Genomic DNA, 24,464 nt, shown 5'->3' with positions numbered 1-24,464 from the left:
CTCGGCCCCCCTACACGGGTCTTGCACCGCCCCCCGCCTCCGGGCACAATGAAACGAGGCCCCACCGTATGGTGGAGCCTCGTTTTTGCTGTCGGAGCGGGGGGATTTGAACCCCCGACCCCTTGAACCCCATTCAAGTGCGCTACCGGGCTGCGCTACGCTCCGAATGACAGCAAGATAATGTACGGACATCCCTCGAGAAACGCAACCGCGCCCTGCGTACAATTCAGGTGAATTTCAGCGCTGATTTTCCTATCTTCCTCCAAAGAATCCTGTCCCCTGTGCTTCCTTTGTCATGGCAACATCCCGCGGCACATCGCCCGCTCCCGATACAGCCGTCTGCGTCCACTGTGGCGATCCCGTTCGGGGCGAAGGGGTTGTCAGTGGCGACCTGCAGTTCTGCTGCTCCGGTTGCAAGGCCGTCTACGACGTGCTCTCACATGCAGCGTCCTGCCCTGTGCCGGCACCACGACCGGTCGGCGATGACCGCTTTGCGTATCTCGACGACCCCGCAGTCGCCGAACGACTGTGTGATTTCTCCGATGGCTCCATCACCGCAGTGACGTTCTTCGTGCCCCAGATGCACTGCGCATCGTGTATCTGGCTGCTCGAGAACCTCTTCCGGTTCGATCCCGGCATCCTCTATTCGCGTGCGGATTTCCTCGGGAAGTCGATCGTTGTACGCTATGCGAATGAAAAGACCGGCCTGCGCAAGGTCGTGGAACTCCTGACGTCGCTCGGCTACGAGCCAACGATCACGCTGGAGTCCGCACAGCGCACGCCCCGCCGCGAAGCGGACCGCTCCCTGTACGCGCGGATCGGCATCGCCGGGTTCTGTTTCGGGAACACGATGATCCTCGCGTTCCCCGAGTACCTGTCGGGCGGCGACTTCGAGCCGTTCCTGCGCTCGCTGTTCGCGTACGTGAGCCTGGTCCTGTCCCTGCCGGTCACGTTCTACAGCGCCACCGTCTTCTTCCGTGGCGCACTGGCCGGGCTCCGGTCGCGTGTCGTGAACCTGGACCTGCCGATCGCGCTCGGGGTCGCGATCCTGTTCCTGCGCAGCGCGGTGGAGATCCTCACGGGCACGGGGTTCGGGTATGTGGATTCGCTGTGCGGGCTCGTGTTCTTCCTGCTGCTCGGACGGTTGTTCCAGCAGCGGACCTATGACAGCCTGAATTTTGACAGGACCTACGCGTCCTACTTCCCGCTCGCCGTCACGCTGAAGAAGAAGGACGGAGAGTCGACGGTGCCTGTCACGTCGCTCGAACCCGGTGCGAGGGTGATCATCCGGAACAACGAGATCGTTCCGGCCGATGCGATCCTGATGAGCGATGCCGGCGCGATCGATTACAGCTTTGTGACGGGTGAATCCACACCCATCCCTGCGAAGCAGGGTGATCTCGTGCATGCCGGCGGCCGGCAGGTCGGCAGCGCGATCGAACTCGAGGTCGTGAAGACCGTCTCCCAGAGCTATCTCACGCAACTCTGGAACGAAGCGGCATTCAGGACGGACCGGCCCGGCAATCTGACGCGGCTCACGAACATCGCGGGGAAGTATTTCACGGCGGCGCTGTTCGTGGTTGCAGCAGGCGCCGCCGCGTACTGGTTCCCCCGCGACACCGCGATCGCATGGAATGCCCTCACCGCCGTGCTCATCGTCGCCTGTCCATGCGCCCTGTCGCTGTCGACGCCCTTCGCCTTCGGCACGGCACTCCGCGTGTTCGGGCGCGGCAAGTTCTATGCGAAGCATGCGGACGTCGTGGAATGGATGGGCCGCATCCGCACCGTGATCTTTGACAAGACCGGGACACTCACCCATGCCCGGGGATCGGGCGTGCGGTTCGTCGGCGAGCCGCTCTCGCCAACGGAGCGGTCCGCGGTGCGTTCGCTGGTGCGCAATTCGCACCACCCGCTGAGCCGGGCGGTGTTCGATGCCCTGAGCGATGATCCGGTGCTTCCGGTGACGGGTTTCAGCGAAGAGATTGGTGGCGGTATCCAGGGCACTGTGACAGGGATCGCCGTGCGCGCCGGATCGCGCTCGTTCTGCGGCCTGCCCCCCGCAGACGATGCTGAAGCACAGGACGCCGATGGCTCACCGTTGCGGGTCTTCGTTGCCCTGAACGGTGTTCCACGGGGGCAGTTCGCTCTGGCCGGGCAGTATCGCGATGGCGTGGCACCGCTGGTGCGGGAACTCCGGAAACACTACAAGGTCGTGCTCCTTTCGGGCGATAGTGACCGGGAAAAGGGGAAATTGGGACGTCTCTTTGGTGAGGACGTACCGTTGCATTTTCATCAGACCCCGGCGGACAAGCTGGCATTCGTGGCCAGAGTGCAGGCACAGGGTGAAGCCGTGCTCATGGTTGGCGATGGACTGAATGACGCCGGTGCCCTGAAACAGGCGGATGTCGGGGTGGCGCTCACGGATGATACATCGGCCTTCTCACCGGCCTGTGATGTGATCCTGGATGGGAGCCGGTTGGCCTCTCTGGACCGTTTTCTGCGTTTTGCGAGGTCCAGCCGGAGCGTGGTTCTTGTGGCATATGCCATTTCCGTGCTGTATAATGTAGTCGGCCTGTCGTTCGCGGTCCGCGGTGCGCTCTCTCCGGTCATTGCCGCGGTCCTGATGCCCGCCAGTTCCATCACGGTCGTGGCGTTCACATCGCTCAGTCTGCGGCTGCTGGCACGGAAGAGGGGTCTGCTATGAGCGTGATCGCTGTGTTGCTGGGATTCAGTATGCTGCTCGCGGGGCTCTTCCTCGCGGCGTTTCTCTGGGCGGTGCGGTCCGGCCAATTCTCCGACCGTCACACGCCTTCGCTCCGGATGTTACAGGATGACGACCGTCCGGGTCGTCACGGATCGTCCACTCACAAACCAACGTAACTCGAGGCACCATGGAGATACAGACCTTCTCGTACGACAACCGGATCGTGCGTAATTTCGCCATCGCGTCGGTCGGATGGGGTTTCATCGGGATGCTCGTGGGGTTGCTCGTCGCGTTCGACCTCGTCTTCCCGTCCTGGAACCTGTCGCTTCCGTATACGACCTTCGGCCGCATACGTCCCATCCACACGAATGCCGTCATCTTTGCGTTCGTCGGGAATGCGATCTTCATGGGCGTCTACTACTCGCTGCCCCGCCTGTGCAAGACACCGATGTTCAGCCCGCTCCTCAGCAAGATCCACTTCTGGGGGTGGCAATCGATCATCCTGCTTGCTGCCGTCACGCTCGCCCTGGGGATCACGACCTCCAAAGAGTACGCCGAGCTCGAGTGGCCGATCGACATCCTCATTGCGCTGATATGGGTGGTGTTCATCATCAATATGTTCGGCACGATCTTCAAACGCCGTGAACGGCATATGTATGTGGGCATCTGGTTCTACATCGCCACGGTCGTCACGGTCGCCGTTCTGCATATCGTGAACTCCTTCGAGAACCCGGTCTCGCTCTTCAAGAGTTACTCGCTGTACGCCGGTGTCCAGGATGCCCTCGTACAGTGGTGGTATGGCCACAATGCCGTCGCCTTCTTCCTGACGACACCGTACCTCGGACTGATGTACTACTTCCTGCCCAAAGCGGCGAACCGGCCGGTCTATTCGTATCGCCTGTCGATCGTCCACTTCTGGTCGCTGATCTTCCTGTACATATGGGCCGGACCGCACCACCTGCTCTACACATCATTGCCTGATTGGGCACAATCGCTCGGGACGGTCTTCTCTATCATGCTCATCGCTCCGTCCTGGGGCGGCATGATCAACGGCCTTCTGACGCTCCGCGGTGCGTGGGACAAGGTGCGTGAGGATGCGGTGCTCAAGTTCATGGTCGTTGCCGTGACCGCGTACGGCATGGCGACGTTCGAAGGGCCGATGCTCTCCCTGAAGAACGTGAATGCCATCATGCATTACACCGACTGGATCGTCGCCCACGTGCATGTCGGCGCGCTCGGTTGGAATGGGTTCCTCACGTTCGGCATCCTGTACTGGCTGGTCCCGAAGATGTGGAACACGCAACTCTATTCAAAGAAGCTTGCGAACGTCCATTTCTGGATCGCCACCCTCGGCATCGTGTTCTATGCCGTGGCCATGTACACCTCCGGCCTGACCCAGTCGCTGCTCTGGAAACAGTTCACCGCCATCGGCACGTTGCAGTATCCGAACTTCCTGGAGACCGTGCTGCGCATCTCTCCGCTCTATGCCGTCCGGGCGGTCGGCGGGACACTGTACCTCACGGGCTTCGTGATCATGGCGTACAACCTGGTCAAGACCGCGAAGCAGGGTGCCTTCATCGCAGAAGAGCAGGTCCAGGCTCCGGCACTTGCACCCGAGGACCCGCAGCACAAGGAGTCGAAACACCGTTGGATCGAGAAGAAACCGATCCAGTTCGCGGTGCTCGCGCTTGTGCTCGTGCTCATTGGCGGGCTTGTTGAGATCATCCCGACCTTCATCGTGAAGAGCAATGTGCCCACCATCGCGAGTGTGAAGCCATACACACCGCTCGAGGTGGAAGGGCGGGACATCTACATCCGGGAAGGGTGCAACAATTGCCACTCCCAGATGGTCCGGCCGTTCCGTTCCGAAACGGAGCGTTATGGCGAATATTCCAAAGCGGGTGAGTATGTGTACGACCATCCGTTCCTGTGGGGATCCAAGCGCACGGGCCCGGATCTCCACCGTGTGGGGGGCAAGTACCCGCATTTCTGGCATTATCTCCATATGAACGATCCGACGTCGATGTCGCCGGGTTCCCTGATGCCGCCGTATCCATGGCTGCTGACGGACGATCTCGATGTCTCGAGCCTCGAGGCCAAGATCTCGGCATTGCGTGGTGTCGGTGTCCCGTACCCTGCCGGCTACGAACAGCGCGCTCCGGAAGAGTTGCGCCTGCAGGCAGAGCAGATCGCGGCTGAACTCATGAAGTCCGGCGCGCCGGCAGAACCGAACAAAGAGATCATCGCGCTGATCGCATACCTCCAACGGCTGGGGACGGATATCAAAGTCCCCACCAAACAATAGGGAGGGACGCACATGATCGCTGAATATCTGAGATCGTTCGAGGCCGCCGTGCCCATGGGCATCGTGTCGCTGTTCTCGTCCATCGCATTGTTCGTTTACATTCTCTGGCGTGCACTCCGGATGCCGGCCGCTTCGGTCCGTGCCATGGAGCACATGCCGCTCGATCCCCTGGAGCCAGCCACCGGGCAATCCCACGAGGTGACACGATGACACTCACTGTACTTCTCCTGCTGTCCGCGACAGGCACAGAAACCGCGCTGCTGCTGACCGGCATGATCACCGCGCTCGCCGTGTTGATCGTCCTCCTCTCGCTCATCCTGCCCGAGGAGGACCGCGTGATCCTGGGTGCGGCCTATGCCCGGATGCGGCAGTACCTGCTCACGGGCAGCACCGGCGAGGTCGAGGAGTTCGACCACCAGTTCGATGGGATCCGTGAACTTGACAACCGCATTCCCCCGTGGTTCACGACGCTGTTCCTGGCAACCATTGTGTGGGGTGTCGTCTACCTGTTGGATTATCATGTGTTCTCGTCGTCGCCCCTGATGGTGGCCGAGTACAATGCGGAGCTGGCTGCCGCAGATGTCCAACGGCGGGTGTTCCTCGCATCAGAAGGGACCATCGATGAGAATGCCCTGGCCCCGATCAAGGACCCCGAGGTCCTGAAGCATGCCGCCGGGGAGTTTCAGAAGTACTGCGTCTCCTGTCACGGCCCCACCGGCGGAGGTATCGTCGGACCGAACCTCACCGACCAGTACTGGATCAATGGGGGCGGGATCAAGAATGTCTACACGACGATCAAGATGGGCGTCCCTGCCAAAGGGATGATCAGCTGGCAACTGGTGTTCACGCCGAAGCAGATCCAGGAGATCGCCAGTTACGTGCTTTCGTTGGAGGGGACGAATCCCGCCAACGCAAAGAAGCCGGAAGGCACCCTCTATGTGCCGCCGGCCGATACGACCAAAGCGGCATCTGATCCCACCAAAGCTCCCGTATGACATCATCAGAACAGAGCGGTCCCGGACCCGAAGGGAGTTTCCGGGACTCGCTCGGCATCGTCAGTCAGGAGGGCAAACGGCGCTGGTTGTTCCCGAAGGCGCCGTCGGGAAGGTTTCACCGGGCGCGTATCGCGATGAGCGCCCTGCTCCTTCTCATTCTCTTCGGCATTCCTTTCATCAAGATCGGCAACCATCCCTTCTTCCTCTTCAACTTCCTCCAGCGAAAACTCATCCTGTTCGGCACGGTGTTCGGGCCGCACGACTTCTATCTCGTCGGGCTTTCGGTCATCACGGGCATCATCTTCATCATCCTCTTCACCGTGGTGTTCGGACGCCTGTTCTGCGGGTGGATCTGCCCGCAAACCGTGTTCATGGAGATGGTCTTCCGCAAGATCGACTATTTTGTTGAAGGGGATCACCGCGAACAGGCACGCCTTCGCGCCTCGTCCTGGAACGGCAAGAAGCTCTTCCGGAAGTCCGTGAAATATGCCATCTATGCTGCGGTCTCCTTCCTGATCGCGAATACCCTTCTCGCGTATGTCGTGGGGATCGACGAACTCGGCAAGCTGGTCAGCGAGCCTCCGGCGAACAATATCGGCCTCTTCACTGCGGTCGTCGGCTTCTCGGTGGTGTTCTACTGGATATTCTCCTGGTTCCGCGAGCAGGCGTGCATCCTGGTCTGTCCGTATGGCCGGCTGCAGGGGGTGTTGCTCGACCGGAACTCGATCGTTATCGCGTATGACCATGTGCGTGGAGAACCGCGTGGGAAGTTGCGCCGCGATCAGGTGCGTCAGGAGGGCGATTGCATCGATTGCCATCAGTGCGTGGATGTGTGTCCGACGGGCATCGACATCCGGAACGGTACGCAGCTTGAATGCGTCAATTGCACGGCATGCATCGATGCCTGCGACACCATCATGGACGGCATCAAGAAGCCGCGCGGGCTGATACGGTACGCCTCGGCGAACGGGATCACGCAGGGGGCAGGGTTCCGATGGACCGCGCGTGTCATCGGCTACACGGCCGTCCTGGCCGTGCTCATTGCCGTGCTCACGATCCTGCTCATCCGGCGCACGCCGCTGGACGTGACCGTCCTGCGAACGCCGGGGATGATGTTCCAGGAACTTCCCGACGACCGCATCAGCAACGTGTACGACCTGAAGGTACTGAACAAGATGTTCAATGATGTACCGGTCACGCTCCGCCTGCTGGAACCGGCAGGCGAGGTGGAGATCGTCGGTGGGCCGCTGGTGGCACCGTCGCAGGGCGTGATGCAGAGCAAGGTCCTTGTCGTCCTTCCGCAGGACGGGATCCGCAGGATGTCCACGCCCATCACCATCGGTATCTTCGCCGATACGGTGCTTATCCAGAGGATCGCGACAACGTTCCTCGGTCCGGTGAAGCACAAGAAGGATGCTGACCATGAGCATGAAGGCGGTCATGAGTAAGACAACCAAGAACCGCTGGCCGCTCGGCATCGTCCTGGTGATCGCCGTCTTTCTGGTGGTGATGCTCAGCGTGACGGGCTATCTGATGACGCAGGATGTGAATCTGGTGACGGACACGTACTACGAGAAAGAGCTCGGGTACCAGACGCGGATCAAGGCGATGGAGCGGACACGCGCGCTGGGCCGGGATGCCGGTTTCGTCACCACACCCGGAGCGATCATCGTGCAGTATCCCCGCGCTATGGCATCGATGGCGGGGGAAGGGCATGTACTGCTGTACCGTCCTTCCGACCGGTCGGCGGATCGTTCTCTGCCGATCGTGGCCGACAGCGCCGCACAGCAGGCGATGCCGTTCACGCACCTCTCGTCCGGCCTGTGGCGCATCCAGGTCCAGTGGACCATGCGAGGCGAAGAATACTACATGGAACAACCATTCATGGTGCCGTGATGGAGATCCTCGCAGGATTGATGGTGGGCCTTGTTGGCAGTCTGCATTGTGCCGGGATGTGCGGTCCATTGGCGCTGGCATTGCCCGTGCCACCGGACGCGCGGCTACGGTACATCACCGGCCGTCTGCTCTATAATGTCGGGCGCACGGTGACGTACATGGCCCTTGGTGCGATCGCGGGGGCTGTCGGACGGAAGCTCTTCCTGGCGGGTGCGCAGCAGACCGTCTCGATCGTGCTTGGCGTCCTCTTGCTCCTCTTCGCACTGGTGCCGTCGGTCGCACGGTGGATCCCCGGCGGGTCATCCCTTCTCGATCGTCTCACCGGTCCCGTCCGCCGGGCCATCGGCTCGCTTCTTCAACGATCGTCGCTGCTCGCGATGTTTCTGTTGGGGTTGGTGAACGGACTGTTGCCGTGCGGACTGGTGTATATGGCCGTTGCCGCGGCGATGACCACCGGGACGATGATGCAGGGTGTGATGTTCATGGCGGGGTTCGGCATGGGAACCGTGCCGATGATGCTGACGATCTCACTTCTGGGCAAGCAGCTCCAGGGAGGCCTGCGGAAACGGCTTCATGCGGTGCTGCCGGTCTTCAGCGTCGTGGTCGCGGTGTTGATCCTGCTGCGCGGATTGAACCTGGGCATCCCCTATGTGAGCCCGAAGGTCGTGGAGGAGCCGCAGCACGAACGGATGGAGTGTTGCGAACCGGAGTGACGGTCAGTTCAGTTTCTTGAGGAGATCTTCGAGGAACTGCTTTGTTTCGAGGACATCGGCGCGGAGTTGTTCATCCTTGATCTTCGTCCGCTGCTTCGGCGGATCGATCAGCTCGAGTTGCTCACCGGTGTCCACTTCCGGCGTGAACGTCTTCAGGACCTGCTTTGCCCCTTCGATGGTGTACCGCTCATCGCGCAGGAGCTTCTTGATGTAGAGGATAAGCTTGATGTCGCGGTTCGTGTAGATGCGGTTTCCCGCCCGGTTCTTGGCCGGCTTCAGCTGGTCGAACTCCGACTCCCAGTAGCGCAGAACGTACTGCTCCAGATCGGTGATCTTGCTCACCTCACTGATGGAGTAGTACAGCTTTTTTATGCCGAGAGATTTCATATGCGGTCCGTCTGGAGAAAGTATACATAATCCGGCGGAGAGAAGCAACGAACCTACTACCGGGTGCCCCGGGTGCGGGAAAGGTTCTCGTCCAGCTCCTTGAGTTTCTGGACCTGTCCCTTGGCGGCGACGACCTCCCGCTCCATGTCCTGGAGGCGGCGTGTCTGCGACAGGATCGTGCCGGATTGCCGGCGTATCACCCTCTGGAGGCTGTCCACAATAGCCCTGTGGCGGCGCATCTCGGCGGTTTGCAGGGCAAGCCGGTCGATCAGGGCAAGGGGGACTTCGGTCTGGAGGCGCTGGTCGGTGGAGCGTGTCCGCGCCAGGGCCTTCCGGAACCACACTGCGCCGACGGAATCGCTCCGTGCGGGATTGCGCAGGGTCGTCATGACCAGGCCGGCCATCTGGGTTGCCGTTGCCCCTGCAGGGGACAGCGGATTGTCGTCGGCCACCATGGTGTAGATGTGCAGGGCCCGTTTGAAGTCGCCCCCCTGAACGAACGAACTCGCCAGTGCAAGCTGCCGGTCCGCATCCGACACCGCCGGAAGAGCACTCAGACTCGTATCCGTCGGGGGAACGCAGCTTACCGAACACAGGGAGAGGAGGGCGGCGGCTGAAAGGAGAAGGATGCCACGCGTCGACATTGTCATGTACTCCGGGGCTGGACTGTCGCGCCAGCGGCTGCAACCGTGGTGGGTTCGGTGGGGAGTTCCACAGTGAACGTGGATCCCTGGCCGACCGCGCTCGCGGCGAAGACCCTGCCGCCATGGCCATCCACAATGGCTTTGACGAGCGCGAGACCAACGCCGGTGCCTTTGACATTGATCTGTGAGACGTTCTTTGCCTGGAAGAATTTCGTGAAGAGGCGGGGGACATCCTCGGGGTCGATCCCGATCCCCGAGTCCTTCACGGCGATCCGTGCTCCGTCCTCGCATGGACTGAGCGTCACCGTGATGTTCCCGCCCTGGGGCGTGAACTTGACCGCATTGCTCAACAGGTTGTTCAGGACCGTCACCACCTTCTCCGGATCCGCCGAGATCTTGGGTACCGCCTGCGCGGCGAGTCCGATGTTGATCTCCTTCTGTGAAGCGATCAGGCGCGCATTGTTGATGACGGGGGTGATGACCGAGAGGAGGTCGACCGGCTGGCGGTGGAACTGCATCATGCCGGCTTCGATCTTCGCGAGGTCCAGGAACTGATTGCTGAAGGTGGAGAGCAGGTCGATGTTGTCGCGGATCGCGGTGAGCAACGATCTCTGGCGGTCGTTCAGAGGGCCCGCCACCTGTTCCGCCAGCATATAGTAGATGGCGTACATCGCCTGCAGCGGCGTCCGGAGCTCGTGGGAGATCTGCTGCATCACATCGGCCTTGTATTCATCGATCCGGCGCAGGCGTTCGCTCATCGTGTTGAAGGATTGCACCAGCATGCCGAAGTCGTCGCGTGAGCGCACCGGCAACGTATGGAAATCCCCCCGGGCGATCCGTTCGGTACTCTTGCGCAGGCGCGTGAGGGGTCCCGAGATGGAGATGGTAATGAAGAAGGCGACGATGATCGTGATCGCGAGGACGGCGAGGAGCAGGACCGTGCTCTTCTCCAGGATCGTTGCAGTATGCTTTTCCACGGCGGCCACCGATCGGGCGATCGCATTCTGGTTCAGGACCACCAGGAGATCGAGTCCGCTGTGCGCGATGTCGAGGCTGTCCATGATCTGACCGTTGCGCAGCTGCGGGTGCCGGGTGCGGGCAGGGACGGCCACGTCGAGCCAGGAATGCACGCGGCGGATCTCCTCGAGCGTGGCAAACTCGATGGTATCGTTCAGGACCGTCTCAAGGGAATCCAGCCGGTCCAGGGCCAGGAGGCGTGTCCGTGCGTAGATGCGGAGATAGGCCGGGTCGCGCGTGAGGAGGAATTTCTGGGCGTTCCGCTCTTCTTCGTTCAGCAGTTCATGGAGGCCACGTGCCTTATCGATCGTGGCGACGTCCGCGGCAAGCGTCGTGGTGACGGCCGTGGAGACGGAATCGAGGCTGATGAGGAGGAAGCCGGTGACGAGGAGGATGGCTGCGGCGATGAGTCCGAAGCCGAGTGCCATCTTCCAGGAGAGAGAAACCTTCATGGTGTCTCCTCGATGACTGCCATGGCGACCACGTGATTGTCGGCATGGGACAGCGAGATCTGGATACGTGCAGAGCCGATATGCTCACGGAGCTGGCCGTGGAGGGAGATACGGGGTTGCCCGGTCGGGTCGTTCGTAACCTCCACGTCCTTCCATCGAAAATCGCCCGCCCATCCTGTGGCGAGCGCTTTGCTGACCGCTTCCTTTGCGGCGAAACGTGCGGCGAAATGCTGGTGCCGGCGTGCCTTGCCGTTGCAGTACGCGATCTCCGTGCTGGTGAAGACCTTGTTGAGGAACCGATCGCCCTCAGCGTCCACGAGGGCGCGTACACGCTCGATATCGACGATATCCACGCCGATGCCGCGGATCATGCGTCCCTCTCGCGGGCGATGGCATTCTCCCGGTCGATCACGTCCAGCAGCTCCGAAACGTCATTCAATTCATAGCGTGCATGGGAGTCGACCGTTCCGAACGTGTCACCGTACCGTGCGAAGACCGTGGTGATCCCGAGTTGCGCTGCGCCCACCATATCGCGTTCGGCCCAATCGCCCACCATGATCGTTTCTTCCGGCGTGACCTTCAGCATCGTGAGGGCGCGGAGGAAGGGGGCGGGGCTGGGTTTCCGCTCGCCGGTGTCTTCAAAGGTGACAACACCGTCGAACAGGTGATGAAAATCCAGGTAACAGAGCCGGAGCCACGCCTCGCGGCCCGGGGCATCGGACACCACGGCGAGGCGGATGCCGCGCTTGATGAGCGCGACGAGCGTCATGGTCACATGGGGATAGGGGACAAGAGCGGCTTCCCGGGCACGCCGGTAGGCGATGATGCCGGCGGACAGGATCTTGTAGTCCACCTTCTGGAAGATATCATAGAGGAGTTGATCGAAGACGTTCTGGAACTCGATCCCACGCTCTTTGTAGATCGCATCGATGCGTGCCTGGACCTGCGTCATGGACAGGCCGAGTCCTGCGTCGATCATGGCATTGATGGCGGCCGTGACGGCCTGCCGTTTCATGCTCATAAAATCGACGAGCGTGTTGTCGAGATCAAAAATGACCGCTTTGATCATGGTGTTAGTGCGCGATCCGTGCGCTTCTCGCTGCTTCGTCTTCCACGAACTCGCGGACTGCGGGTTTCAGGTAGACGTTATCCAGACCGATACCGTGCAGGGCCGTGGCAAGCACGGCGGCCTTACGGACAGGCATCAACCTCTTGTTGATAAGCAAGATCTTCTGGTCGCGCAGGATACAATACCCGCCTTCGAAATCACCGCGCTCCCAACGCACGGTGATGCCGATCTGCGCGGCCGCTGTCTGCAATTCCTGGATGAGGTCTTCGTGTTTCATGCGGGGCGACCGTGCTGTTTGCGGAACGGTTGCACCGCGGCAAGGATGATGATCGTATAATAACACAGTTGGGCGATCAGTGGTGCACCGGCCAGCGCCTGCATGCGGGCCAGGAAGATCTCCCGGAATTCTCCCAGCTGACCGTTTCCGAAGAACTCCAAGAGCACCATACGGACATCCAGCACCATCGTGAACGCCTCCACCGGGACGAACAGAAAGAGGAGAATGGCGCTCATCATGAGCCATCCGTGCTCCCGGGGCCGGTAGGGTGACCGCGCGAGAAAAACGATGCTGCCCACGAGCACGAGCAGGTATCCCGGGATCATCGGCAGCGCTTGAACCGTGAGCTGATGGTAGATATGACGTTCGACCTCGGGAGTGACCGTCGGGTCCATCTCCAGCGATCCCGGCACAAGGAGATCGTTGGCGATCAGCGCCCGTGCGTGCACCGAGCCGAGCCACAGCACCGCACCCATGGCGATCGCGATGAGTGCTGCGCGCCAGAGGGCCGAAGGCCGTGCGCCCGCCCGTGGACGGGTATCCAGCAACCAGTTCTTGTACCAGCCCAGATCGGAACACAGGGCGAGGATGTTCTGCAGCGCGTCGGGCGTGAGCTGGAAGTACGTCGCCTCAAAATGCTGCCGGTCCCCTTCACTCCCCTCCTGAAGCAACTCCCCCGCCTGCGCCCTGACCTTCTCCAGGCCGTTCTGCATCTCGGCAGCAAGGGCGGAGGCGCCGGTACCTTCCGGGCCGATCCGCTGGAGAGTTCGGGAGGTCCCGGTGACAACCTTGGCATGGAAACTCAGATCGGCAAGAAGATCCTGGCGGCGCGAACGAAGCGCGAGCGCGATCAACGTTTCCGTATCCCGATGCCGGGTCAGCTTGCCGCCGGAAATGGTTTCCAGGGCACGCAGAACATCGGCAGGAGAGTTATAGTGGTCCATGAAGTGGGGGATTCCTCGTGCGGAATATACAAAACCTTAGCGGTATTTTCAATTCATTGCTTCTCTTTTCCAGATTTTGGATATTGAATCACAACCTGTGCTCCGATTCGATCTCACACATGGACATTTCCGGTCCCGCCTGGACCGGGTTCTGGAGTTCCTGAAGATCCCGGGAACCCTGGCGGCGCGGGTCCTGCTTGTCGCAGGGCTCCTGATCGCCCTTGCCCTCATGTTCCCGCGTGGCGAATCGCTGGAGCTTGAGTTCAAGGTCGGCGCCATATGGGCTCAGAAGGACCTGATCGCCCCCTTTGCCTTCCCGATCTTCCGCGATGACCGCGAGTATGGCCGGGATGTTGCCGAAGCGAAGCGGAAGGTCCTTCACGTCTTCGAACGTGACACCCTCGTTGCCACCCGCCAGCTCCAGCGGCTGAACGAATTCTTCCGCCGCACCACCGAGGCCGTGAAGGTCTCCCGGCAATATCAGCAGGATGTCCGCCGCGGCGATGCCGCCGCGATCGAAGACTCCATCCTTTTCGACCGCCTTTCGACCTCGCTGGACATCCCGTTCACCCCCCGGGAATGGGACCTGCTGTCGGCGGTCGATGCCAACGGCGGGCTCGGCCGGATGCACGATCGGATCGCCACGGTGCTCCGCGAACTGTACACCGTGGGCATCGTGGACCGCAGCAAAGGGACCGTCGTTCCGGCGGAGATCGCGCTCCGTCGCGGTACCAGCGAGGAGATCCAGAACGTCGCGCGCCTGTACGATCACAACGATGTGGTCAGTCTGCTGGAGACCCGCCTCCTGCAGCACTATCGTACCAACAACGACTCTCTCAGCCTCTCCTACAAGATCGCCGTCGTGCATGCCATGCCGAACGTCCGCTTCAGCGAGGCGGCGACGGTGCAGGCGATGACGACCGCGATCGACGCGATCCCGCGCACCATCGGGTACGTCCAGGAGAATGAACGCGTCGTCAGCAAGCATGAGCGGATCACCGCCGAGACCCGCCTGAAACTCGAATCCCTCCGGCGCATCAAAGCGGAACGCGGACCGGCGTCGGACAATGTGTTCCAGTTGATCGGCACGACGCTCCACGTCACGATCGTCATCGTCCTGTACGGCATCTATCTGTATCTCTTCCGGAAGCGCATCTTCACCAATAACCGGAAACTCGCCCTGATCGCCCTCCTGATCCTGATGGAGGGGTCGTTCGCCTATCTGTCGCGCGAGCTGGATGTGACGACGCCGATCGAATATCTGATCGCCGTACCGGCGGCAGCGATGCTCCTCACGATCATCTTCGACTCGCGCGTGGGGTTTTACGGCACCGTCATCATCGCCTTCGTCGTCGCCGGCATCCGGGGCAACGATTACTCCATCGCCCTCGCATCGATGGTGGCCGGCGCACTCTCGGTGTACTCGGTGCGCGACATGAAGAACCGGACCCAGCTCTTCCGGTCGCTCGGGTTCATCTTCACCGGCTATGCAACCGCGATCATCGCGCTCGGGATGGAACGGTATGAACCGGCGTCGGTCATCATCGAGCAATTGACGTTCGCGCTGGCGAACGCCGTCGTCTCGCCGGTGCTCACCTACGGGCTCCTTATCTTCCTGGAGCGCGTCTTCAAGGTCACGACCGACCTTACCCTGATGGAACTGGCGCATTTCAACCATCCGCTCCTGCGCATGCTCGCGGAAAAGACCCCGGGGACCTACCATCACTCCATGTCGATCGCCAGTCTGGCGGAGGCCGCCGCGGCGTCGGTGGGCGCGAATGAAGTGCTCGTCCGTGTGGGCGCGTACTTCCACGACATCGGCAAGGTGGAGAAACCGACCTACTTCGTGGAGAATCAGAAGGGGTCGCGCAGCCGGCACGATAAGTTGTCGCCCCGCATGAGCTCGCTCATCATCGCGGCCCACGTGAAGGATGGCATCGCGCTGGGGCGCGAGTACAAGCTTCCCGAGGAGGTGATCGATTTCATCCCGATGCATCATGGGACCACGCGCATCGACTACTTCTATAATAAGGCGCTGAAGCTGGCGGAGAGCTCGGAGGACGAGACCAAGCTCGACGAGATCAACGAGCAGGATTACCGCTACCCCGGCCCGAAGCCGCAGACCCGCGAGACCGGCATCATGATGCTGGCGGATGCGGTCGAAGCGGCGGTCCGCACGATCGAAGAGCCCACACCGCAGCGGCTTGCCGATGCGATCGATGAACTGGTCAAGCGCCGCCTGGATGAAGGCGAACTCGATGAGTGTCCGCTCACTCTCAGCGACCTGACGAAGGTCAAGGCGGCATTCCTCGGCGTCCTCGTCGGTATCTATCATACCCGCGTGAAGTATCCGGAAGCAGCGAAGCCGCCGCGCATTCGGAAGCCCAGGCCCAAACCGCTTCCTCCGGCACCCGAAGAGATGTCGCCTCCGGAGGTTCCCACGCCGGACCGTGGTGGCGAGCAATGACCGGCCGGGTGGGAGAATACCTCCACTACCTTGCGCTCGAAAAGAACGCTTCCCCCAACACCATCGCTTCCTACAGGCGCGACCTCGAACGGTATATGCGTTTCCTGAAGACAGAAGGCATCGCAACGCCTGACGGGATCACCGTGGATGTCACCGCACGCTTCCTGCAGTCGCTGCAGGCCGATGGCCTCGCACCACGTTCCGTGACGCGTTCGCTGTCCGCGCTGCGGGGATTCCACCGGTTCCTGCTTGCCGACGGTATCGTTGCCACCGACCCGACCGAAACGCTGGAGTCGCCGCGGAAGAGCCGGACGCTGCCGGGGGTGCTCACGCGTGAAGAGGTGGAGATGATCCTGGAACAGCCGGCCCCGGCGAAAGGCGACCGGAAGAACCTGTGGGTCCGCGACCGCGCGATCCTTGAAGTGCTGTATGCGACAGGGATCCGGGTCACCGAACTCGTCACCCTGCGACAGGCAGAAGTGTACGCCGGGGACGGCATCATCCGTGTGTTCGGCAAGGGGTCCAAGGAACGGCTCGTGCCCATCGGCCCGTCGGCACTCACGTGGATCGCGCGGTACCGGTCGGAGACGCGCATCCTGCTCGTGCGCCGCACGGCGGCGCAGGATGCCCTCTTCCTGAACATGCGGGGGTCTCCGCTCACGCGCGTCGCCATCTGGAACCTTGTGCAACAGTACGCGCGGAAAGCAGGCGTCACCCGTGAGGTGCATCCGCACACATTCCGGCATTCTTTTGCAACGCACCTGCTCGAGGGAGGAGCGGACCTCCGGGCCGTGCAGGAGATGCTCGGGCACGCGGACATTTCCACGACACAGGTGTACACGCACATCGATCGATCGTACCTGAAACAGGAATACGATAAATATCATCCGCGCAGCGGCGCGGGTGACGGCCCATCCCATAGCAGAAGCAAGAACCATGTTCAGACACATTGACGACACCGCACCGTTGACGCTCGCCGACCTCCGCGCAGATATCGTGGGCATCGATACGCCGGTGCCATTGCTGGACGGGACCGAGCGCCCGTATATCTTCCTGGACAATGCTGCCAGCACGCCATCGTTCCGGCGCGTCCTCCGATGCATCGAGGACTTCCTCCCCTGGTACTCGGGCGTCCATCGTGGCACGGGGTTCAAATCCGTCCTTGCCACAGAGATCTTCGACGCCGCACACGATGCCGTGGGACGGTTCGTGGGGGCCGACCTGGCGACCAACACCGTGATCTTCCTGAAGAACACCACCGAATGTGTGAACAAGCTGGCCAACCGGGCCGGGCTCGGGCCGGACGACATCGTCATCACCACCGCCATGGAGCATCATTCCAACGATCTGCCGTGGCGCAAACATTGCCGTGTCATCCATTGCGGCGTGTTGCCCGACGGCCATCTGGACCTCGCGCAGCTCCGTGCAGCACTGAAGGAGCATCGCGGCCGGGTCAAACTGGTGGCGGTGACCGGTGCATCGAACATCACAGGATTCGTCTCGCCGGTGTACGACATCGCGGTCTGGGCACACGAAGCCGGTGCGCAGATCTTCGTGGATGCCGCGCAGCTTGCCCCCCACCGGAAGGTGGCGATGCTGCCGGAGAGCGATCCGCGGCACATCGATTTCGTTGCGCTCTCGGCCCATAAGATGTATGCGCCGTTCGGTACCGGTGCGCTCATCGGTCCGAAAGCGTTCTTCGCGCAGGGTGAACCGGACATGGTGGGCGGTGGTGTGGTGGAGATCGTGACGCTGGAGAGTGTGCGATGGAACGATCCACCGCATAAGGATGAAGCAGGCACGCCCAACGTCATCGGCGGCGTTGCGCTTGCTGCCGCCATAGGGGTCCTTGAAGCGGTGGGCATGGATACGATCGCGCGCCATGAGACGGAGCTGCTGCGGTATTCCTATGATGCCCTCGAACGGGTGCCGGGGATCATCCTGTACGGCAGACCGGCCGATTTCGGACAGAAGGTCGGGGCCATCACGTTCAATCTGGACGGCAAGCACAACAGCCTGGTGTCCGCCATCCTCGGCATCGAAGGGGGGATCGGGGTCCGCAACGGTTGCTTCTGCGCACATCCGTATGTGAAGCATATGCTGGGGGTGACCGCGGAAGAGGACCGTATCTTCACGGAAGAAGTGATCGCCGGGAACAAGAGCCGCATGCCGGGTATGGTGCGAGCCAGCCTCGGCTGTTATTCGAACGAGGCGGACATCGACGCGCTCGTTGCCATGCTCCAGCGCATCCAGCGTGGCGAGTACCGCGGCACCTACCGGCAGAACATGGCGTCGGGTGCATTCCATGCCGATGGCTATGCACCTGACTTTTCGCGATATTTCCGCTATCATCTCTGAAAAGGAAACAACGACCGTGAGCGTGTACGGATATCGTGACAGGAAGTTCTTCGTCGAGGATGTCTCCTTCGATGCACTTGCCGCGGCATACGGCACGCCGCTGTATGTCTACAGCAGAAAGGCGATCCTCGACGACATCCGGAGGATCGAACAGGCATTCCGTGGCCTCCCGCACCTGACGTACTACGCGGTCAAGGCGAACGCCAACCCCGCGCTGCTGCGTCTGATCGCGGCGGAGGGTCTCGGTGCCGATGTGGGTTCGCGTGGAGAGCTCTGGCGCGCGTTGCAGGAAGGGTTCCCGCCCAACCGGTGCACCTTCAGCGGCGTGGGGAAGCGGGACGATGAGATCCTGTACGCACTCGAGCAGGGCATCCTCGCCTTCAACGTTGAGTCCACGCAGGAGATCGAGGTCATCAACGAGCTCGCCGCGAAGGTCAACCGCCGAGCGCGGATCCTCCTCCGCGTGAACCTGGACATCGATGCGGGTGGACATGCGTACGTTTCGACCAGCCTGCGCCACAACAAGTTCGGCATGCCCCACGCGCGCGCGCTGGAGGTCCTCCGCCATGCGGCAACATTGTCCAACATCGATGTCGGCGGCGTGCATAGCCACATTGGCTCCCAGATCACCAAGCCGGCGGTCTTCGAGAAGGCGGCAGAAGCGATCGCCGGCCTCGTGGGCGATCTGCGTGCCGCGGGTTTGCCTATCCATGATGTGGATTTCGGCGGTGGATTCGGTATCCAGTATCATGGGTTCGTGCATCACCGATCCCTGCCGGCCGAACATGCAGAGGAAGCACACCTCAGCACCGCAGAACTCCTGGAACCGGCGGTGGAGGTCCTGCGCTCGCTCGGATGCACGGTGTCCATCCAGCCCGGGCGTTCGATCGTTGCCCACGGAGGCGTACTGCTGACACGCGTGTTGTACAGGAAGGAGACAGCGGAGAAGATCTTCCTGATCCAGGATGGTGCGATGAACGACCTGATCCGTCCGGCGCTGTATCATTCCCACCATCAGATCGTCCCCGTGGAGCTGGTCGGACCGCCATTCGAGACCGTGGATGTGGTTGGCCCGGTGTGCGAGTCGGGCGACTTCTTCGCGCACGACCGGCGCATCCAGGTGTTGAAGCGCGGCGACCTGATGGCGCTCATGTGCGCGGGTGCATACGGGTTCGTGCAGTCGTCGACCTACAACGCACGTCCGCGCCCTGCCGAAGTGCTGGTCGACGGCAGCACACACACGGTCATCCGGCCACGTCAGTCCGTGGAAGAACTCTAAGAGGATACGCCCATGCCGACCTGCCGCTTCCGGACAGTTGCTGCCCCGCTCCTCGTGCTCGCCGTGCTGATGATCGTTCCCGGCTGCATCCTGATCCGTACGACCGAGCACCGGATCTCGGTGAATGAGGATGGATCGGGTGAGGCCGTCCTCCGGCTCGCCGATCTCCGCTCGGATGAGCTGGCAGACTCCCTGGTGCAACGCGACTTCCGGATCATGATGTCCTCCTATGAAAAGGAGGGAGCGGAGCAGTTCTCCCGTCAGGGCCGGACGATCACGGAGAAGAAGCTGTTCACGATCGCCGACACGTTGTACGCGGAGATCGGGTACACGTTCGGACAGCTTGGTGCCCTTGAAGGGATGCACGTGACCGACGAAGAGATCTATGTGGTGGTGCCGTCTACGCGGCGTGTGGTGCGGACCAACGGCAAGGTGCAGCCCTGGAGCAGTGAGGCTGTTCGCATCGTATGGAAGCGTGATGCACGGCGGTTGCTGTACCAGATCACCGAGAATTCATTGCCGCCCAGCACCTCCCTGGCGCGGTTCTATCGCGCACTGGAATAGGACGTGGCATCCATGGCACAGGGAAGGATCCGCATTGCGGTCATGTTCGGCGGCCGGTCGGGTGAGCATGAGGTTTCACTCGTCTCCGCAGCATCCGTCATCAGCACCCTCGATCCGGCGCGGTACGAGGTCGTGCCTGTGGGCGTGACCCGTGCGGGCCGCTGGTACAGTGCACCGGATGTGCTCATGCAGTTGCGTGAGAACAGGATCCCTGACCCGTCGTGTGAGTGCGTGCTGGTGCCGGAGCCGGGACGGCCGGGCCTGTTGTTCCTTGCGAACGGTGGCCAGCGCATGGAGCCCCTCGACGTGGTATTCCCGTTGATCCATGGCACGTACGGCGAGGACGGCACGCTCCAGGGGCTTCTCGAGCTTGCCGAGGTCCCGTATGTCGGCGCCGGAGTGCTCGGATCATCCGTGGGCATGGACAAGGTCGTGCAGAAGCAATTGTTCGCGCATGCCGGACTGCATATCGCGAAGTACACGTGGGCACTGGCGCAGCGGTGCCAGGAAGCACCCCGGGCCGTCGTTGCGGAGGTTGAGAAGGCGTTGCGCTATCCGGTCTTTGTGAAGCCCGCGAACACGGGATCGAGTGTCGGGATCACGAAAGCGCACACGCGGAAAGAGTTGATCGCCGGTATGGAGCTCGCGGCATCGTACGACCGGAAGGTCGTGTTCGAGCAGGGGATCGCACACGCACGCGAGATCGAGTGCAGCGTGCTCGGAAACGACATGCCGGAGGCATCGTTGCCAGGAGAGATCGTGCCGTCGAATGAGTTCTACGATTACGACGCGAAGTACGTGGACGGGAAGTCGGCGATCTTCATCCCTGCTCCGCTGCCCCGTGCGGCAATAACAGCGATCAAGAAACTTGCCGTGCAGGCCTATCGCGCGATCGACTGCGCCGGCATGGCGCGCGCGGACTTCTTCTATGTTGCGCGGACGAAGAAGGTGTATATCAACGAACTGAACACCATTCCGGGATTCACCTCCATCAGTATGTATCCCAAGATGTGGGAGGCCAGCGGACTGCCATTTTCGGGGCTTCTGGACCGGTTGGTGGATCTTGCGCGGGAGCGGCATGCCGCAAAAATGGCCCTCCGGCGCACGTATGACCCCAGCAAAGAATGGTACCGTCCGTGAACTGAGGACACCCGTCCCGCATTTCTGCATTCCGTCGCACCCCACCACGCATTCATCGCACTTCCCCAACCCCTCACGGAGGTTGTCGTATCAGAAAGCAGATACGACAACCAACGGTTTCACAATCAACGTAGAGGGAGGAAGCAATGAAGACAACAGTCGCTATTCTTGCCGCGGTTGTTCTGGTGCTGATGACCGCTTCCATCGCAACGGCCACCGATACATCGAACGGCCTCACCCCCGGGCAGTATGCGAGTGCGGAGGAGAATCTTCTCATTGGGCTTGCATCGGACAATCAGGGTCTGGTCGAAGGTTCGGCAAACATGCTTGGTGAGTTGAAGAGCAGCAAGGCCGTCATTCCTTTGATGAAGCTGCTCCGTGACGGCGAGCAGGAATCCACGCGGATCGTAGCGGCGCTGGCGCTGTGCCAGATCGGTGACGAGCGCGGGCTGTACGCGGTGAAGCGTGCAACGCAGTTCGACGACAGCGAGCGGGTCGCCCAGCGGTGCGCATGGTTCTACAACTCCTATGCGAAGGCAGGGACGTTCGGATTCGCTTCCGCCGGTGCAGCGGATGGGCCGACGGTTGCAACGAAGTGAACGTCCGTTCCGCGGTGGGTGGAACGGATCTCGCAGTGCAGTGAGCGGGGATAGAGGAAGAGGTGGGCACGACACGGAGCAGCCAGGACGGCTGCTCCGTTGTTTTTGTACGATACAGTCCCGCTGTTCCTCCTGGAGCGGGAATCCCCGATCCAGGTGTTCCTGCTCCTCATCGTAAGAGCATCATCTTTCTGGTCTCGACACGTCTCTCCGTTTGCAGCCGATAGAAGTACACCCCGCTGGATAATGACGATCCATCAAACCTCACCTGATACGTTCCCGGAGCTTTCGTTTCGTTCACCAGCACTGCGACTTCCCGGCCGAGGATGTCGTAGACAGCAAGCACCACATTGCTGTATTCAGAGATCTGATATCTGATATTCGATTCCGGGTTGAATGGATTGGGGTAGTTCTGATCCAGATGAAACGCCGTTGGAACGTACGGAGCACCGCCGACATCCGTCAGGCCGGGTATTTCTGTCCAGGCCAGTCTGCGCAGATCACCGATACCGAGGTAGAAGTGATCGTTGTCCGCAATGATCGACCCGCGCGTGAATCGCATGTCACTTGAGCTGCCGTACGTGACGTTCTGCCACATGCCCGGGCCGTCGACGCAGGCGAACACGGAATCATCGGAGACCGCTGCAAGCCGAGCGCCGGAAGGTGTTCCGTTCAACGAAACAACATCGAAGCCGCGAATGAATGTTGCGTGCAGATTCCCGGTGATGTCTTGCCAGGACAGACCTTCATCCATCGACCGAAAGACCCGCGCGCTGTCATAGATACTGACGGGATCGCCCTCATTCGTATACTCGACCCTGACCCTTCCATTATTGGCAAGGTAGAGGGCATTGCCGGCTTTGCGGATCAGTTTCCGTCCATGGCTCGTAATGCCGGCCATGGATGACGTCCATGTGCTCCCGAGGTCGGTGGAGCGGAAGAGCATGTCGTATGAACCTGAGAAGAGGATCTTCTGTCCGGAACTGCCGGACAGGAGGGTGAGATCGGTGATGCCGGAATCCGAGGGGGCACCCCATTGGGCCTTTGTCCATGAAGTCCCGGCATCCGATGACACGTAGACTCCGGCAACGGTATCTCCCGGGACGGCCTGCAGCATGCCGGAAATCGCGGCCGCGAATACCAGGGAATCGGAGCCGGTCACACTGATACACCTTTCGCCTTCGAACGTGAGGATCCTTTTCCAGTTGGTCCCGCCATCGATCGACCGATGGACCGAAGCGATATTGGTGTATCCAGGGTAGGATCCGGTGAGCAAAAGGTGAGACGATGGGAGGGAGGAGGTTTCGGGGGTGAAGAGACACGCGATCGCGCCCCGCTCATCGTTCGTAAAGATCTTCTGCCATGTACCACCCTTGTCCGTCGAACGGAATAGGGAGCTGTCGATGGCCGTGTACATGGTTTGCCAGTCTGCATTGCCGCCAGATGGATCCCTCCACAGTTCCTGCGCAAAGGTGTTTACGGGGACGGGAATCCAGGTGGCCCCCCGATCGGAGGAAGTGGAGACGACGTACGGGGAGACGGTGATCAAGAGCGAATCGATGGCGGCCAATCCGCTCGAGAAGATGTCGTACGGTGGTGTCCCTTCTTCCCGGATCTTCGTCCACGCGGCTTCTCCGTCGTCGACCCGGTACATACCTCCGCTCCCGTAGGCGAACACGGTCGGTGGTGCACCATCCCGTCTGATGAACGTAAGATTCGCGACCGTCGATGGGGCCGGTGAAGGGCCGACGGCCAGCCATGTGGCCCCGTTGTTCGTGGATCGGAACACAGCGTTGTCACAAGCGGCATACAGCACACGATCGAAAACGGCAAGAAGGGTCACCGTTGTATCGGCAAGTCCGGTGTTGCAGAGTGTCCACGTCGTTCCATGGTCCGAAGTCCTGGCCACACCGCTTCCCGTGGTCCCCGCGAACAAGAACGTATCCGTTGCTGCGGCTGCATTCAACGGGGACGATGGGACCGGTGAACCGGTTGGTACCCACTGCTGGCCGCCATCGGTGGAAATGTATGCGCCCGTGAGGGTTGCTGCAATGAGACAACCGTTGGTGCCGGTTCCGGGTGAGTACGCTATCGCCTTCACTTCCTGTTGATCGAGCCCGATATCGCTGGGTACCCACGTGAAGCCTCCATTGGTAGAGCGAAGGAGCACGGTGCTACCGATACAGGCGGTCATGAACACCGTCGTATCCGGTCCCGCCGGAGCACTGCAGAATCTGTGTGCGCAGCTTCCCACAAGCTGGGGCGTAGAGATCCATGACCGGCCCCGGTCCGTTGACACAGAAAGATGGGTCCAGGTTGGACCTCCACTGGCAAGGTACACGCGTCCGTGCACCACACCCACGGAATTGAAGAACATACCATTGACTCCTCCGACCCATTCCCATTGGCTTACAGCGACGGAGGAAGACAGAAGTAGGAGAGAACCGAGAAGGGAAAACCAGGCGAACGATTTCATCGTAGTGACTTCTCCGGAGATCGTGGCACTCTACACCGGTTTACGCCGGGGGTCAAGAATGAAAAACGCTTCCTGACATGAGAGGTCAAGAAGCGTACGTGCAGATGCCAGACCCCCCGGATCTGGTATCATGATACTGATTCGTTTCTGGAACAGCAAGCCAGGACGGATCAGTTCC

Annotated in this window: 23 protein-coding genes and 1 tRNA gene; 15 read left to right on the top strand and 9 right to left on the bottom strand. The window is 61.2% G+C overall.

The genetic code is table 11. The features are described from left to right. Positions 1-91 precede the first annotated feature (91 nt). A tRNA-Pro gene (locus IPI01_13845) sits at positions 92-165 on the bottom strand. Positions 166-295: 130 nt separating this feature from the next. Here IPI01_13845 and IPI01_13840 point away from each other — a divergent pair. Genes IPI01_13840 through IPI01_13805 form a run of 8 tightly spaced genes read left to right on the top strand, consistent with a single transcriptional unit; the run spans position 296 to position 8,613 of the window. Next, entirely contained in the window at positions 296-2,704 is a 2,409-nt protein-coding gene (locus IPI01_13840) for an HAD-IC family P-type ATPase (GenBank protein ID MBK7258850.1), read from the top strand. Then, the gene (ccoS, locus tag IPI01_13835; protein MBK7258849.1) at positions 2,701-2,880 is read left to right on the top strand and encodes a cbb3-type cytochrome oxidase assembly protein CcoS; all 180 of its coding nucleotides are present in this window, start codon (positions 2,701-2,703) and stop codon (positions 2,878-2,880) included. The genes IPI01_13840 and ccoS overlap by 4 nt, the downstream gene beginning before the upstream one ends. Positions 2,881-2,891: 11 nt before the next feature. Then, positions 2,892-5,009, top strand: a complete 2,118-nt coding sequence (gene ccoN / locus IPI01_13830) for a cytochrome-c oxidase, cbb3-type subunit I (GenBank protein ID MBK7258848.1) — start codon at positions 2,892-2,894, stop codon at positions 5,007-5,009. Between the two features lie 12 nt (positions 5,010-5,021). Beyond that, the gene (locus tag IPI01_13825) at positions 5,022-5,219 is read left to right on the top strand and encodes a hypothetical protein (protein MBK7258847.1); all 198 of its coding nucleotides are present in this window, start codon (positions 5,022-5,024) and stop codon (positions 5,217-5,219) included. Then, on the top strand, positions 5,216-6,004 hold the full coding sequence (locus IPI01_13820) for a c-type cytochrome (protein MBK7258846.1): 789 nt from the start codon (positions 5,216-5,218) through the stop codon (positions 6,002-6,004). The genes IPI01_13825 and IPI01_13820 overlap by 4 nt, the downstream gene beginning before the upstream one ends. After that, positions 6,001-7,452: a cytochrome c oxidase accessory protein CcoG gene (gene ccoG, locus IPI01_13815; protein MBK7258845.1), complete on the top strand. Its 1,452-nt coding sequence runs from the start codon at positions 6,001-6,003 to the stop codon at positions 7,450-7,452. Before IPI01_13820 ends, ccoG begins: the two co-directional genes overlap by 4 nt. Beyond that, positions 7,445-7,900 (top strand): FixH family protein, encoded by a 456-nt coding sequence (locus tag IPI01_13810; GenBank protein MBK7258844.1) that lies wholly within the window; start codon positions 7,445-7,447, stop codon positions 7,898-7,900. The genes ccoG and IPI01_13810 overlap by 8 nt, the downstream gene beginning before the upstream one ends. Then, positions 7,900-8,613: a sulfite exporter TauE/SafE family protein gene (locus tag IPI01_13805; protein MBK7258843.1), complete on the top strand. Its 714-nt coding sequence runs from the start codon at positions 7,900-7,902 to the stop codon at positions 8,611-8,613. Before IPI01_13810 ends, IPI01_13805 begins: the two co-directional genes overlap by 1 nt. Positions 8,614-8,616: 3 nt before the next feature. Here IPI01_13805 and IPI01_13800 read toward each other — a convergent pair whose 3' ends face one another. From IPI01_13800 to IPI01_13770, 7 genes are read right to left on the bottom strand one after another with little or no spacing between them, the layout of a single operon-like run. Further along, positions 8,617-9,000 carry a MerR family transcriptional regulator gene (locus IPI01_13800; protein ID MBK7258842.1) on the bottom strand — a complete coding sequence of 128 codons (384 nt, stop codon included), beginning with the start codon at positions 8,998-9,000 and terminating at the stop codon, positions 8,617-8,619. Positions 9,001-9,056: 56 nt separating this feature from the next. Then, the gene (locus IPI01_13795) at positions 9,057-9,650 is read right to left on the bottom strand and encodes a hypothetical protein (protein ID MBK7258841.1); all 594 of its coding nucleotides are present in this window, start codon (positions 9,648-9,650) and stop codon (positions 9,057-9,059) included. Then, the gene (locus IPI01_13790) at positions 9,647-11,113 is read right to left on the bottom strand and encodes a HAMP domain-containing protein (protein MBK7258840.1); all 1,467 of its coding nucleotides are present in this window, start codon (positions 11,111-11,113) and stop codon (positions 9,647-9,649) included. Before IPI01_13790 ends, IPI01_13795 begins: the two co-directional genes overlap by 4 nt. Further along, entirely contained in the window at positions 11,110-11,484 is a 375-nt protein-coding gene (acpS, locus tag IPI01_13785) for a holo-ACP synthase (protein MBK7258839.1), read from the bottom strand. Before acpS ends, IPI01_13790 begins: the two co-directional genes overlap by 4 nt. Continuing rightward, positions 11,481-12,182, bottom strand: coding sequence for an HAD-IA family hydrolase (locus IPI01_13780; protein MBK7258838.1), 702 nt, complete (start codon positions 12,180-12,182; stop codon positions 11,481-11,483). The genes acpS and IPI01_13780 overlap by 4 nt, the downstream gene beginning before the upstream one ends. A gap of 4 nt (positions 12,183-12,186) precedes the next feature. Further along, entirely contained in the window at positions 12,187-12,459 is a 273-nt protein-coding gene (locus IPI01_13775; GenBank protein MBK7258837.1) for a hypothetical protein, read from the bottom strand. Next, the gene (locus tag IPI01_13770) at positions 12,456-13,403 is read right to left on the bottom strand and encodes a hypothetical protein (GenBank protein ID MBK7258836.1); all 948 of its coding nucleotides are present in this window, start codon (positions 13,401-13,403) and stop codon (positions 12,456-12,458) included. The genes IPI01_13775 and IPI01_13770 overlap by 4 nt, the downstream gene beginning before the upstream one ends. Positions 13,404-13,500: 97 nt before the next feature. On the opposite strand from IPI01_13770, the gene IPI01_13765 reads away from it, so the two are divergent. The 7 genes from IPI01_13765 (at position 13,501) to IPI01_13735 (ending at position 21,810) form a co-directional block, all read left to right on the top strand. Beyond that, positions 13,501-15,870, top strand: coding sequence for an HDIG domain-containing protein (locus IPI01_13765; protein MBK7258835.1), 2,370 nt, complete (start codon positions 13,501-13,503; stop codon positions 15,868-15,870). Further along, positions 15,867-16,823 (top strand): site-specific tyrosine recombinase XerD, encoded by a 957-nt coding sequence (gene xerD, locus IPI01_13760; protein ID MBK7258834.1) that lies wholly within the window; start codon positions 15,867-15,869, stop codon positions 16,821-16,823. The genes IPI01_13765 and xerD overlap by 4 nt, the downstream gene beginning before the upstream one ends. Further along, the gene (locus tag IPI01_13755; GenBank protein MBK7258833.1) at positions 16,807-18,228 is read left to right on the top strand and encodes an aminotransferase class V-fold PLP-dependent enzyme; all 1,422 of its coding nucleotides are present in this window, start codon (positions 16,807-16,809) and stop codon (positions 18,226-18,228) included. Before xerD ends, IPI01_13755 begins: the two co-directional genes overlap by 17 nt. Beyond that, positions 18,188-19,507 (top strand): diaminopimelate decarboxylase, encoded by a 1,320-nt coding sequence (gene lysA, locus IPI01_13750; protein ID MBK7258832.1) that lies wholly within the window; start codon positions 18,188-18,190, stop codon positions 19,505-19,507. Before IPI01_13755 ends, lysA begins: the two co-directional genes overlap by 41 nt. A 12-nt stretch (positions 19,508-19,519) precedes the next feature. After that, positions 19,520-20,071: a hypothetical protein gene (locus IPI01_13745; GenBank protein ID MBK7258831.1), complete on the top strand. Its 552-nt coding sequence runs from the start codon at positions 19,520-19,522 to the stop codon at positions 20,069-20,071. 12 nt (positions 20,072-20,083) lie between these two features. Beyond that, complete coding sequence (locus IPI01_13740; GenBank protein ID MBK7258830.1) at positions 20,084-21,211, top strand: D-alanine--D-alanine ligase; 1,128 nt, start codon at positions 20,084-20,086, stop codon at positions 21,209-21,211. Between the two features lie 146 nt (positions 21,212-21,357). Beyond that, positions 21,358-21,810: a hypothetical protein gene (locus IPI01_13735; protein ID MBK7258829.1), complete on the top strand. Its 453-nt coding sequence runs from the start codon at positions 21,358-21,360 to the stop codon at positions 21,808-21,810. A gap of 169 nt (positions 21,811-21,979) precedes the next feature. Here IPI01_13735 and IPI01_13730 read toward each other — a convergent pair whose 3' ends face one another. After that, a complete protein-coding gene (locus tag IPI01_13730; protein MBK7258828.1) occupies positions 21,980-24,004 on the bottom strand; it encodes a T9SS type A sorting domain-containing protein in 2,025 nt (674 codons plus the stop codon). Between the last annotated feature and the right edge of the window lie 460 nt (positions 24,005-24,464).

It is taken from the genome of Ignavibacteriota bacterium, assembly GCA_016707525.1.
Lineage (GTDB): Bacteria > Bacteroidota > Ignavibacteria > UBA10030 > UBA6906 > JAGDMK01.
The sequence above is the reverse complement of the archived record's forward strand: the minus strand, read 5'-3'. Positions and strand labels throughout refer to the sequence as shown.